This window comes from Pandoraea anapnoica (assembly GCF_902459765.1).
Classification (GTDB): Bacteria; Pseudomonadota; Gammaproteobacteria; order Burkholderiales; family Burkholderiaceae; genus Pandoraea; species Pandoraea anapnoica.
Genome location: NZ_CABPSP010000019.1, coordinates 51,026 through 63,931 on the forward strand (window position 1 = coordinate 51,026; position 12,906 = coordinate 63,931).

Consider the following 12,906-nt stretch of genomic DNA (forward strand, 5'->3'; position numbering starts at 1 on the left):
GTAGTCAAGACGACTTGGGCCTGGCGATGGCGACTAGCATAGCTGAATGCGACAAAACACGTACGACGCGCATCAGCCGCACATCACCCCGCCGCTATTTGCCACGATTCGTCTCGTTGCCGTGGAGCGACATGCGACGTCCCGAAATCCGATGCGAACTTGCGGCCTATCGTCGCAGGGGTCGCTGCGCAAAGCGCATCGAATTATCACCTGATGAGAATTTCCGCCCGATGTCGCGTCGGGCGGATGGCGCTTATGCCGTGCCGCGATTGCGCTTGATCACGCCATAGATCGCCAGCAGCACGATTGCACCGATGATCGAAGCGACCCAGCCTGCGGACTGGCCTTCCGAATACAGGTGGAGAAACTGACCGACATACTTGGCGAGCAGTGCGCCCGCGATGCCGAGGATGATCGTCATGATGATGCCCATGCTGTCCCGCCCGGGGTGCAGGGCGCGTGCAATGAGACCGACGATCAGACCGACCACGATAGTGCCGATGATGCCCATGACGAATCTCCAAAGACGGGAACCCGAACGCAGTATAGACCCGATTTCCGAAGACCCACACCCAATCTCTAAACGGGACGACGCTGGCCCGCCGACCGATTCCGACATCTGATATATCAAGAGAATTCGGCCCGACCATCGTCTCGGCGCGGGCCTTCGCTATGCCGGGTATAAGGGATGACTATTTGTCAAAACTCGATGGCTGCGCGATGATGGGGCACGCTGTCCCAATGCGCGGGCACGCGGGGCCAATGAAACGGGCATCGCGTCGACGCGCTATAATCAGGGGCTATTAGATCCCCCACACCATGCAACTGCTCGCTCTCGGCCTGAACCACCACACGGCGCCCGTCTCGCTGCGCGAACGGGTGGCGTTTCCGTTCGAGCGGATCGAGCCGGCGCTGGCGGGCCTCAAGAGTCTGTGGACCGGCAGCGGCAAGTTGAGCGCGCCCGAGGCCGCCATTCTCTCGACGTGCAATCGCACCGAGATCTATTGCGTGACGGACGATGCCGCAGCGCGTGAGCGCGCGGTGCACTGGCTGTCCCAGTTCCACAACATTCCCGCCGGCGATCTCGCCCCCCATCTGTACGCCCTGCCCCAGTCCGACGCCGTGCGTCACGCCTTTCGCGTGGCCAGCGGTCTGGACTCGATGGTGCTGGGTGAGACGCAGATTCTCGGGCAGCTGAAGGACGCCGTGCGCACCGCCGCCGAGGCCGGTGCCCTGGGCACGTATCTGAACCAGCTTTTCCAACGCACGTTTGCGGTGGCCAAGGAAGTCCGTGGTCAGACCGAGATCGGTGCGCATTCGGTGTCGATGGCTGCTGCGGCGGTGCGCCTCGCGCAGCGTATTTTCGAGAGCATCAGCACGCAGAAGGTGCTGTTCATCGGCGCGGGCGAGATGATCGACCTGTGCGCGACGCACTTCGCCGCGCAAAATCCGAAAGCCCTGTACATCGCCAACCGGACGGCCGAGCGTGGCGAGAAGCTCGCCGAGCGTCTGGGCGGCACGGCGATCCGTCTGTCGGAGTTGCCGCAACGTCTGCACGAGTTCGACATCGTCGTGTCGTGCACGGCGAGTACGTTACCGCTGATCGGGCTGGGCGCTGTCGAGCGCGCCATCAAGGCCCGCAAGCACAAGCCGATGTTCATGGTCGATCTGGCGGTGCCGCGCGACATCGAACCGGAAGTCGGTCGTCTGGCCGACGTCTTCCTGTACACCGTCGACGATCTCGGCGCGGTCGTGCGCGAAGGCAACGCGCTGCGTCAGGCAGCAGTAGCGCAAGCCGAAGCGATCATCGAGACGCGCGTGCAAAACTTCATGCAATGGCTCGACGCGCGCAGCGTCGTGCCGGTCATTCGCGATATCCACGGCACCGCCGAGGCTATGCGTGTGGCCGAAGTCGAGCGTGCCCAGCGCATGCTCGCGCGTGGCGACGACCCCGCCGCCGTGCTCGAAGCCCTGTCCCAGTCCCTCACCAAGAAATTCCTGCACGGCCCGACGCACGCGCTCAATACGGCGCGCGGCGATTCGCGCGAGCAAATCCTTCACCTCATTCCCGAACTGTTCCGCACCTCGGGATCCGCCGACAAATAGATGAAAGCGAGCATGCAAGCCAAGCTCGACCAATTGACGCAACGTCTGGTCGAGCTTGATGGCCTATTGAGCCAGAGCGACGTTACCCGCGACCTGGACAACTACCGCAAGCTCACGCGCGAACATGCCGAGCTGGCGCCCGTCGTCGCGCAATATCAGCAGTATCGCCAGGCGCTGGGGGATGTCGCGGCCGCACAGGAGATGGCATCCGATCCGGAGATGCGCGAGTTCGCCGAAGACGAGGCCACGAACGCCCGCGCTCGCATGGAAGATCTGGAAGGCACGCTACAACGCATGCTGCTGCCGCGCGATCCCAACGACGACCGCAACATCTATCTCGAAATCCGCGCGGGCACCGGCGGTGACGAATCGGCGCTGTTCGCGGGCGACCTGCTGCGCATGTACTCGCGCTATGCGGAGCGTCAGCGCTGGCAGGTCGAGATCATGTCCGCAAGCGAATCGGATCTGGGCGGGTACAAGGAAGTCATTGTCCGACTCGTCGGTCAGGGCGCTTATTCGCGTCTGAAGTTCGAGTCGGGGGGCCACCGCGTGCAGCGCGTGCCCGCCACCGAAACGCAGGGCCGCATTCATACGTCCGCCTGCACCGTGGCTGTGATGCCGGAAGCGGACGACGTCGCCGACGTCGAAATCAATCCGGCCGACATTCGTATCGATACGTTCCGTGCGTCAGGCGCAGGCGGTCAGCACGTCAACAAGACGGATTCGGCCGTGCGCATCACGCACTTGCCGACGGGCATCGTCGTGGAGTGTCAGGACGACCGCTCGCAACACCGCAACAAGGACAAGGCGCTCAAGGTGCTCGCCGCGCGCATCAAAGATGCCCAACTGCGCGCACAGCAGGCCAAGGAAGCCGCCACCCGCAAGAGCCTGATCGGCTCGGGCGACCGCTCCGAGCGCATTCGCACGTACAACTTCCCGCAGGGGCGAATGACGGATCACCGCATCAACCTCACGCTCTACAAGCTCGAATACATCATGGACGGCGATCTCGACGAGATGATCAACGCACTGGTGACCGAGCATCAGGCCGAACTGCTGGCGTCGCTGGGCGAGGCGGCCTGATGACGCCGGATGGGCAGAACGCGCAAGACGGCAGCGCCGCACCCGTCGAAGCGGCCACCGTCGCCACGCTACTGCGCGAGCCGGGCCTGCCGCCCATGGAATCGCGCATTCTGCTCTCGCACGTGCTCGGCTGGAGCCGTACCCAACTGATTACCCGCGACCGTGAGCCGCTCGCGCCCGAGACGGTCGCCGTCTTCCGGGCCTTGCATGCGCGTCGCGCGGCGGGCGAACCCATCGCCTATCTCACCGGCACGCGGGAATTCTTCGGACTGACGCTCAACGTCAGTCCGTCGGTGCTCATCCCCAGGCCGGAGACGGAACTGCTCGTGGAGCTGGCGCTGGCGCGCATCGAAGGACGCCAGACGCCGCGCGTGCTCGATCTCGGCACCGGCAGCGGCGCGATTGCGCTGGCCATCGCCCATAGCCGTCCCGATGCACGCGTCACAGCGCTGGACCGGTCCGCCGACGCCCTCGACGTCGCCCGTGAAAATGCCCGACGACTCGGGCTGGAGGGCCGCGTCCGATGCCTGGCGAGCGATTGGTATGACGCATTGCCCGCGGACGAGGCTCCCTTCGACCTCATCGTCTCCAATCCGCCCTACATCGTGTCGGGCGACGAACACCTCTCGCAGGGCGACCTGCGCTTCGAGCCGGTCGACGCCCTGACCGATCACGCCGACGGCCTCGCAGCCCTGCGCGTCATCGTGGCGGGCGCACCGCAGCGGCTGCTGCCCGATAGCTGGCTGCTGTGCGAACACGGCTACCATCAGGCAGCCGATGTCCGGGCGCTTTGCACAGCGGCGGGTTTCACGGACGTGACCTCCGAGCGCGACCTCGCGGGCATCGAGCGCACGACCGGCGGACGCCACCCCTGAGCGGACGTCGGAGCGGGGGCCGACGGGCCGCGCGGAAAACCGTTAAAATGCCGGATACGCCGACTTTCCGGCATCCCCACGGGCTTCCGAACATGACCACCCAGCAACGTATCCAGCAAATCGTCTCCGAGCACCCCGTCGTCCTTTTCATGAAGGGCAACGCGCAATTCCCGCAGTGCGGCTTTTCCGGCCGTGCCGTGCAGATCCTCAAGGCATGCGACGTGAAAAACCTGTTCACCGTCAACGTGTTGGAAGACAACGAAATCCGTGAGGGCGTGAAGGAATTCGCCAACTGGCCGACGATTCCGCAGCTCTACATCAAGGGCGAATTCATCGGCGGCTCGGACATCATGATGGAGATGTACGAGAACGGCGAACTCAAGCAGATCATCGCCGAACTCGGCTGAGTCGCTTAGGTCGTCCTGGTCGCCTCCGCGCCCGAGTTTCCCGACCGATATAGTCGATGACCTTGCCGACGGGTGTCGCCCGAACGTCCGTACCTTCGCGTCTGATCGTCGCCATTACCGGCGCGACGGGCGCGGTGTACGGCGTGCGTCTGCTAGAACGCCTGCGCGCGATCGGCGGCGTAGAAACGCATCTGATGGTCTCGAGCGCAGGCTGGCTCACGCTGCGCCACGAACTCGGGCTGGAACGCTCGGACGTGCAGGCGCTTGCCGATCAGTACCACAGCGTGCGTGAGATCGGCGCGAACATCGCCAGCGGATCGTTTGCCACGGCAGGCATGGTCGTCGCGCCCTGCTCGATGAAGACGCTCGCGAGCGTCGCGCACGGACTGTCCGACAATCTGATCGCGCGTGCTGCCGACGTCACCCTGAAGGAGCGCCGCCGTCTGGTATTGATGGTGCGTGAAACACCCTTCAACCTCGCGCATCTGCGCAATATGACGGCCGTCACTGAAATGGGCGGCATCGTGTACCCGCCTCTCCCTGCGTTCTACAACCGCCCGGCATCGCTCGATGCGATGGTCGACGACACCGTCGCCCGAGTGATCGATCTGTTCGGGATTGCGCCGCCCGTCGCCTCAAGCTGGGACGGATTGGGCAAGGACGTCGAAGGCTGAGCGTCGCGCGCGCCCCCTCTTCTGGAGCACGCAGTGTCCCCCTCTCTCTCTTTTATCTCACGCCGTCTACCCAGCGTTGCAGCGTGTCGAGCGCGCCCTGAGACTGTCCGGCGGCGGACTCCGGTGTCTGCACGCACAGTTCCAGCATGATCTCGTTCGGGTCGAGCAGATAGAGATGTTCGCCATCGCTATGACGCTCGATGGCAAACGGCACCTCGTGGGCAGTAAGACGCGCCTTCCAGCGCTCCAGCGCTTCAAGGTCGCGCACGCGTAACGCGACGTGATGGATCTGGGTGGCGGGTGTATCGGGATGCGGTTCGGGTGCGAGGCCGTCGCAATTGAAAAACGCCAGCGCCTGACCGGGTTCGATCAGATAGCTGACGAGCAGATAGGGCTTGCCCCACAACCGGCTCATGCCGGTCTGCGCACCTGCGAGTGTGAAACCCATCACGTCGACGTAGAATCGGTGCGTGAGCGTCGCGTCGTAGCTTGGATACGCGACGTGATCGATAGCCACCGGCGTGACAGCCGGTGCAGCGGGCGCAGCCCGCCCGAGTGTCGTGGAGTCGACGGCAGAAGTGGGATCCAGCATCGCCTGGTTCATCTCGATCCCCCGGACGGCAAAGTCGTGATGGCATTCGGGAAACTGCGCCTGTAGTGTAGTCCTGCAACCTGCGTGGCATCAACCGCGTGTCAGCAAGACCCGCATGGACTATAGTGAAAACGCCACACTTTGCGTGCCGGACCGCATGGTTGCGTCTCTCAAGGGGCTTTCGCGTGAATGCACCTGCCCTGGATGCCGCGCCCCAACACGCATCCCCCCAGTGGTGTGACATGTACGCGACCGGAGTTTGTCATGGAGACCACCCTCTCGCCTGTTGTCGTCTACGCCGTTGTGACGCTCGTGTTCGTCATGCTGGTCCTTGTCGTGCCTGCGGGCGCGCGCTGGCGCAATGTCGCGTGGCCCGCCGCCGTGCCACCGCTCTCCCCACACCGTCCCGGCGATCTGCTCGGCACGCCCCGTACACCGTACTGGCGTTCGCCGAACGACACGCACGATTTGCGTCGGCCGTCCTACTTCGCGACCTCCGAACGACGCGGTCGGCGTCCGGCAAGTTTTCTCGCGCCACGAGACCATGAACGTCGGTAGGTCTGCTTACCCTCATCTCCTTCCTCGCCCTTACGCCTTGTTACATCTGTAGTGCCGCCGTAGCACCGGCGGCGGCTCCTCGTCCGTAGAATTTCAACTACGGATCGCGCGCCAGCACACACAGCGCAGCGCTTAATAAGGAGAACAGATGCAACGTCGTTTCTGGATGGCCACCGCCACCCTCGCGGGACTCACTGCGGTCGTCGCGTCGGGCAGCGCTTTCGCGCGCACCGACGTATCGGTCAACATCGGCATTCCCGGCCCGGCCATCGTGGCCCCGGGCCCGGTCTACGCGCCGCCGCCCGTCTACGCCGCACCGGCACCGATGATGGTCGCTCCGCCTCCCGTCGTATATGGCCCGCCCCCGCGCTACTGGCGAGGCCCGCCGCCGCGCCACTGGCATCACGATCGCGACTGGGATCGCCGTGGATGGGACCATCGCGACCATCGCGACTACCGCCATCGCTAGAATTCCCCGTCTTCACGGCTACACAGCATCAAAGAAAAGCCCCGCAGGTCGACCGACCCGCGGGGCTTTTGCTTTTGAGCACGTCCATCGTTGAAAACGTCGTCGTGACGAACGTCGCTGCGAACGGATTGCGTCCACTTATGCAATGCACGCATGAAGTTTCGAAGATTTTTCGACGCTTCATGCGCCATCGCGCATTCAGGTATTCAACGCTATTCGAGTGATTTACGACCTCGCATTAAAGCGAAGAATAGCTTCGTAGTTCATCAAGCAAAACACTTCCGATGCCGCGAGAAAAACTTCAGTCTTAAATATTCTAATAGCGATAGCAGCACCCATGCCCGTAATAACCCCCTCCGTAATATGGTCGTGCCGGAACGACAACGCAACCGGCAAGCGTGATAGCAAGCAACGCGGCGACGACTAACTTCATGATCTGACTCCACAGGTAAGAACGCGAATCCGTTCGCTTTCTTTATATCGCCGCCCCTGTAGGAAGCCCATCACGCGTCTGTAAGCCGTGTAAGCGAAGGTTGCCAAACCGGGAAAGTGTCGCACTTTGTTACGTAACGCATGCTGCGTGTGGCCGTAACATCGGCCCCTCACCGATACCGCGACTTTCCGCAAAGCCAGCAACGACGCGGGTTTTGCGAGACCCCGCTGTCTGGCATGACGCTTGCATAGTGGTAAGCGTCGCCCTTTCAATTGCCCCGAAGAGTGCGGCTTTGACTCAAACCCTCCTCCCGTTGCAGACACGGGAGGAGGCTTTTTTTCAAATCCTTCCGATCCTTGCGGAGCCCAATCTCCGACACGTGATCGCGACACTTTCCTGCACCGCGAATGTGCAGGTGCTTCCGTATTCTCATTTCATCTGTGTGTTTGAAATGTATCGACGCTATAACAGCGTCGACTTCCTTTATGTTTCCTTTATCTTTAAAGCCTTGCTGGGCGCGGCTTTCGAAGCGATTTTCAACCTTATCGGCATAAACCTCATGCGGGTACGCACCGATCTCAAGTTGACTCCTGCGCTGTCGTAATCGCGTCTATAGAGGACTGCGTATTCAATCGGGGGAGCGCAGCATCCCTTTCGTGACGGCCGCACGACACGTGCCGGGGCAAACGTATCAGGGGAAAAGTCATGGAAATCGCCACGCCTGAATTCCAGATGGAACAACAGGAACTACACGCCGTCACCGCCGCGCTCAACCGCGTGCAGGCCGTCATCGAGTTCGATTTGCAGGGGCGCATTCTTCACGCGAACGAGAACTTCCTGCAGACCGTTGGCTACCGTCTCGATGAAATTCAGGGCCAGCATCACCGCATGTTCTGCGAGCCCGATTACACCGCATCGAACGCGTATCGCGATTTCTGGGCGAAGCTCGGTCGTGGTGAGTTCGATTCCGGCGAGTACAAACGTCTGGGCAAAGGCGGACGCGAAGTGTGGATCCGCGCTTCCTACAACCCGGTTTTCGATGCGAACGGCGTGGCGTACAAGGTGATCAAGTTCGCCACCGACGTCACGGCCGACCGCACGCGTCAGGCCGAATTCGAAGGCAAGGTGCGCGCGATGGACATCGCGCAGGCCGTCATCGAATTCAATCTCGACGGCACAGTCATCACGGCCAACGACAACTTCCTGAAAACGCTGGGTTACTCGCTCGACGACATTCGCGGCAAGCATCACCGCATGTTCTGCGAACAGGATTACTCCGCCGGTAACGAGTATCGCGACTTCTGGGCCAAGCTCAATCGCGGTGAATTCGATGCGGGACGTTACAAGCGCCTCGGCCGCGGCGGCCGCGAAATCTGGATTCAGGCGACTTACAACCCGATCCTCGACGCGAACGGCCGCCCCTACAAAGTCGTGAAGTTCGCCACCGACATCACCCAGCAAGTCGAGCTCGAAGCGAGCGTGAAGCGGCGCGCGGAAGACGACCAGCGCAAAGTCGCGCTGCTGCTCGACACCGTCAACCGCGCAGCTGCCGGCGATCTGACCGGCGCCATTACGGTGAACGGCACGGATCCCATCGATCAGTTGGCCGACGGCATTCGTCACATGATGGACGACCTTCGCGGTGTAATCGGCAAGGTCGTCAACTCGGCGGGCGAGTTCTCCGGCGCATCGCGCGACATTGCAGACCGCGCCAATACGGTGGCGACCGGTGCGCAGGCGCTGGGCGCGACGGTGGAAGAGATGAACGCGTCCATCGAGGAACTGACGGCGTCGATCAACTCGATTGCCGACAATACCAAGGGTGCCGACCAACTCGCCAAATCGACGCAGCAAGAAGCCGAAACCGGCTCACGCGCCATTGCCCGTTCCATCGAAGCGATGGAACTGATCAACAAGTCGTCGGAGGACATCAGCGAGATCGTGAAAGTGATCGGCGAGATCGCCGGGCAGACCAACCTGCTCGCCTTCAACGCCGCGATCGAAGCGGCGCGCGCGGGCGAACACGGCCTCGGCTTCTCGGTCGTGGCGGACGAAGTCCGCAAGCTCGCCGAGCGGTCGTCGCAGGCCACCAAGGAAATCTCCAAGCTCATCAACGAGTCGACCAAACGCGTGTCGCAGGGCAGCGATGTGTCGCGTCAGGCAGGCGAAGCGTTCGAGAAGATCGTGAGCGGTGTGTCGCGCACTACGCAGGCCATCTCCGAAATTTCATGTGCCGCCGAAGAACAGCTTGTCGCCGCGCGCGAAGTGAGTCTCGCGATTCAGCACGTGGCGGAAGAGACGGAGAAGTCGGCGGGCGCGTGCGAGACCATCGCTCAGGCGACGACCGGCCTCAATCAGGGTGCAGAGGAACTGGATCACACCGTATCGAGGTTCAAGGTGTAGGCCTTACCCGGCGAGCCACATTCTTCGCACCCCAGGAATACGCTCGCCGGTATTTTTCCGGTGATGGCCGACCGACTGGCCGCACTGGCACCCACGTCCGCCAAGAGGGCCCGATATGGAAATCGAAGCCGACGCCGACGCCGTCACCCAGCAAGCGCTCCTGCGCGCTGTTCACCGGCATACCGGCATCTCGATGAACGAGAAGAAGTGGACGATGTTGCAGGGCCGATTGCGCCCACGCCTGCGCACGCTCTCACTGCGCTGCTATCGCGACTATCTGGCGCTGCTTGAGAACACGCCGGACGAGATTCGCAACTTCGTGAATCTCGTCACGACGAACGAAACCACGTTCTTCCGCACCCCGCGCGTGTGGGACTACTTCGCTCAGCATTACCTGCCGCGCTGGCACGCCGCCAATCCGGGACGCGCCTTCCACATGTGGTCGGCCGCCGCATCCTCGGGGGAGGAGTCGTATTCCGCCGCCATGATCTGCGAGGAATTTCGGGCGCGTCACCCGGGTTTTCAGTATCAGATCCACGCGACCGACATTTCGAGTCAGGTGCTGGCCGTCGCCATGGCTGGCAATTACGGCGGTCGCAGCATCGACGGGCTGAAGCAACAGCGTCCGGCCATGCTCGCGAAGTACTTCCGTCCGAGCGCGGGTGGATTCACGGTCGCGCCCGAGTTGCGCGCGCACATCACGTTTGGCGAGCACAACCTTTACCAGCGCCTGGCGCGTCGCGAGGCGTTCGACCTCGTCATGCTGCGCAATGTGCTGATCTATTTCGAGACGGGCGATCAGGAACGAGTGTTAGAGAACGTACGTCGCACGCTTACCCCCGAAGGCGTGCTGATCGTCGGCGAATCGGAGTCGCTCTCGCGACTGTCCACCGGCTATCAATTTGAGCAACCGCTCATTTACCGCAACCAGGGGGCGTCGAATGGGGCCGTCGCATGACATTCAGGTGTTGATGGGCGAGGTGCGCATCGGGCGCGGTGAAGACGTGCTGCGGGCCACCCTCGGTTCGTGCGTCGGCATCGGACTGATGTGGCGCTCGCGCGGGCTCTACGGCCTCGCACACTGCCTGCTACCGGAAGCGCCGAATCCGACGCTGGCCATCGGTGCGAAATACGTCACGCAGGCGGTGCCGTCGCTGCTCGCGCTGATGAAGGCGGACGGTGCGCGCCGTAGTGAGATCGAAGCGGTGATCGCCGGTGGCGGCAACATGATGCCGCACCAGCCACCAGCCAAGCATGGCCTGATCGGCGTAGCGAACGCCAAGATGGCGCAGGCGCTGATCGCCGAGACGGGCATACCGATCGTCCACGTCGAAGTCGGTGGCGAAGTCGGACGGCAACTGTTGATCGATTGCGCGCGTCACGCGTTTTACGTGCGCACCATTGGCTCGAACGGGGGTGCCGCCATGCCGCGACGCCCTGCTCTCAGACTCGTGGGACGTGAATCATGAATGCACGGACACCGGGATTTCCGTTTCTGCAGCGCGACGCCGTCGCGGGTACGACCGTCCTGCCGCCGACAATGTCGCCTTACCAGAACTACCAGGGCTATCAGGACCTCAAGGGTTACGGAGGCGGTTATGGGCCACTACCGGGCGTGACGACCCACGTGCGCGATGCGATGCGCTCACCATCGTCGCCGCCGGACGCGCATGCGTTGTCGGGGGCAGCGGCGACACCTATCGAAACGCGTAACGCCGCCCCCGACGACATCGAGGTGTTCGGCTCGTTTCATCTGGGGGCCGTCGAATTCGCACTGCCAATTGCCGCGTTGCAGGAAGTCGTGAATTTCCCCGAGCGCATTACACCGGTACCGCTCTCGCCCGCTTTTCTGCTCGGGCTGTTCAATCTGCGCGGCACGCTTATTCCCATCGTCGATCTGAAACCATTGCTGGCGATCGCTGGCGCAACGAACGTCGCGGGCGCCGGGTCCGGCAATGCCACGCTGGTGACGGAGAAGATTGCCATCGTGGATGTCGAAGGCATTCGCGTCGGGCTGTTGTTCGATAGTACGAGCGAGATTCTGCGTGTGCGGGCGTCGCAACGGACGGCATTCGAATACGACCCGTCGCACGTTGCGCCGCAGGTGGTGTCCGGTGCCATCAAGCTCAATGGCGGCGACCGCATTCTGCAGATCCTCGCACCAGGTGCGCTCGTTCACATCGAGAACATGCCGCAATTGCTGGCGCGTCAGGCGCTCAGCGCGCCGCAGCGCCGCCAGCAACGGCAACGGCTGCAATGCGTGTCGTTCACCGTCGAGCACTCGCGTCTGGCGCTGCCGATGAGCGCGATCCGCGAGATCATTCGCATCCCCGATCTGCAGAACTCGGCGCTGGCGAGCGTCTTCTGCGTCGGCATGCTGAACCTGCGCGGCACGGTCGTGCCCGTTATCGATTTCGCGCATTTTCTGGGGTTGCAGGCAAGCCGTCCGGAGCCGGAGATTGCAGGGACGGCGTCCGACCCGCGGCGCATTCTGATCGTCAAGCAGGAAGACGTGCACTTCGGTTTGCTGGTCGACGCGGTGGACAGCATCGTCACCTACTACGCAGACGAGTTGCTGGCGATGCCGTCGTTCAGCGCATCGCACGCGCAGCTCTTCGCGGGATGCATTCCGCGGGAGCCGATGGATGCGGGGGGTGCGGGAGGGGTGACCGTCACGTCGAACGATATCGTGCTGCTCAACGCCGACGAACTTTTCACGCATTCGCAGGTGCTCGAACTCACGCGCGGGCATCGCGAGTTGTATCGCGAGACCGACCCGGCGCAACGGGCGAGAGCTGGCGAGACGGCTTGGCGCGGCGCGAAGTCGTCGCGCGGGACACGGCACGCGTATGTGTCGTTCCGGTTGCAGCACATGCTCGCGGTGCGTCTCGACCAGCTGCGCGAGATCATTCACGATTCGCCGGATGTGATGCCTGCACCCGGTGCCCCGTCGTTCGTGCGCGGCATGCTCAATTTACGGCGCGAGCTGGTGACCATCGTCGATCTGCGTGCGCTTTACGGCATGCCAATGCAGGACGACGCGCAGGCGCGCAAGATTCTGGTCATCGAACACGGCAAGGACAAGTTCGGGCTGCTGGTGGACGCCATCGAGAACATCGTCACGCTGGACGAAGCGGATAAGCTACCGGTTCCGGCCATGCTGCTCGGACGCGCGACCCACGAGATGCGCAACGACATGCGCGAGGCGGTGGAACTCCCGACGGCGGACGGCACTGCGCGCACAGCGATGTTGCTCGATCTTCAGCCGCTCAAGATGCGGCTGGAGACGGCGTTGGCGCAATGAGT

General features: G+C 62.8%; 14 protein-coding genes. 12 read left to right on the forward strand and 2 right to left on the reverse strand.

What is annotated here, in order from left to right:
- Positions 1-253: 253 nt before the first annotated feature.
- Positions 254-511 carry a GlsB/YeaQ/YmgE family stress response membrane protein gene (locus PAN31117_RS24735; protein ID WP_150740523.1) on the reverse strand — a complete coding sequence of 86 codons (258 nt, stop codon included), beginning with the start codon at positions 509-511 and terminating at the stop codon, positions 254-256.
- 308 nt (positions 512-819) lie between these two features.
- Here PAN31117_RS24735 and hemA point away from each other — a divergent pair, with 308 nt between their 5' ends.
- From hemA to PAN31117_RS24760, 5 genes are all read left to right on the forward strand, one after another.
- Positions 820-2,106 (forward strand): glutamyl-tRNA reductase, encoded by a 1,287-nt coding sequence (hemA, locus tag PAN31117_RS24740; RefSeq protein ID WP_150740524.1) that lies wholly within the window; start codon positions 820-822, stop codon positions 2,104-2,106.
- Entirely contained in the window at positions 2,107-3,189 is a 1,083-nt protein-coding gene (gene prfA, locus PAN31117_RS24745) for a peptide chain release factor 1 (protein ID WP_150740525.1), read from the forward strand. It abuts the gene before it with no gap.
- Positions 3,189-4,064, forward strand: a complete 876-nt coding sequence (gene prmC, locus PAN31117_RS24750; protein WP_150740526.1) for a peptide chain release factor N(5)-glutamine methyltransferase — start codon at positions 3,189-3,191, stop codon at positions 4,062-4,064. The genes prfA and prmC overlap by 1 nt, the downstream gene beginning before the upstream one ends.
- A 92-nt stretch (positions 4,065-4,156) precedes the next feature.
- Positions 4,157-4,471 carry a Grx4 family monothiol glutaredoxin gene (grxD, locus tag PAN31117_RS24755; RefSeq protein WP_150740527.1) on the forward strand — a complete coding sequence of 105 codons (315 nt, stop codon included), beginning with the start codon at positions 4,157-4,159 and terminating at the stop codon, positions 4,469-4,471.
- A 56-nt stretch (positions 4,472-4,527) separates the two neighbouring features.
- A complete protein-coding gene (locus PAN31117_RS24760) occupies positions 4,528-5,145 on the forward strand; it encodes a UbiX family flavin prenyltransferase (RefSeq protein WP_150740528.1) in 618 nt (205 codons plus the stop codon).
- 52 nt (positions 5,146-5,197) lie between these two features.
- On the opposite strand, the gene PAN31117_RS24765 is transcribed toward PAN31117_RS24760, so the two are convergent.
- On the reverse strand, positions 5,198-5,737 hold the full coding sequence (locus PAN31117_RS24765) for a VOC family protein (protein ID WP_174991107.1): 540 nt from the start codon (positions 5,735-5,737) through the stop codon (positions 5,198-5,200).
- Positions 5,738-6,001: 264 nt separating this feature from the next.
- On the opposite strand from PAN31117_RS24765, the gene PAN31117_RS24770 reads away from it, so the two are divergent.
- From PAN31117_RS24770 to PAN31117_RS24800, 7 genes are all read left to right on the forward strand, one after another.
- Positions 6,002-6,295, forward strand: a complete 294-nt coding sequence (locus PAN31117_RS24770; RefSeq protein WP_150578501.1) for a hypothetical protein — start codon at positions 6,002-6,004, stop codon at positions 6,293-6,295.
- A gap of 148 nt (positions 6,296-6,443) precedes the next feature.
- A complete protein-coding gene (locus PAN31117_RS24775) occupies positions 6,444-6,764 on the forward strand; it encodes a hypothetical protein (protein WP_246189248.1) in 321 nt (106 codons plus the stop codon).
- A gap of 725 nt (positions 6,765-7,489) precedes the next feature.
- Entirely contained in the window at positions 7,490-7,801 is a 312-nt protein-coding gene (locus tag PAN31117_RS24780; protein ID WP_150740530.1) for a hypothetical protein, read from the forward strand.
- Positions 7,802-7,902: 101 nt separating this feature from the next.
- Positions 7,903-9,600 carry a methyl-accepting chemotaxis protein gene (locus PAN31117_RS24785; RefSeq protein ID WP_150740531.1) on the forward strand — a complete coding sequence of 566 codons (1,698 nt, stop codon included), beginning with the start codon at positions 7,903-7,905 and terminating at the stop codon, positions 9,598-9,600.
- Positions 9,601-9,715: 115 nt separating this feature from the next.
- On the forward strand, positions 9,716-10,558 hold the full coding sequence (locus tag PAN31117_RS24790; RefSeq protein ID WP_150666183.1) for a CheR family methyltransferase: 843 nt from the start codon (positions 9,716-9,718) through the stop codon (positions 10,556-10,558).
- Positions 10,542-11,069: a chemotaxis protein CheD gene (locus PAN31117_RS24795; RefSeq protein WP_150740532.1), complete on the forward strand. Its 528-nt coding sequence runs from the start codon at positions 10,542-10,544 to the stop codon at positions 11,067-11,069. Before PAN31117_RS24790 ends, PAN31117_RS24795 begins: the two co-directional genes overlap by 17 nt.
- Positions 11,066-12,904: a chemotaxis protein CheW gene (locus tag PAN31117_RS24800; protein ID WP_150740533.1), complete on the forward strand. Its 1,839-nt coding sequence runs from the start codon at positions 11,066-11,068 to the stop codon at positions 12,902-12,904. The genes PAN31117_RS24795 and PAN31117_RS24800 overlap by 4 nt, the downstream gene beginning before the upstream one ends.
- The last annotated feature ends 2 nt before the right edge of the window (positions 12,905-12,906 follow it).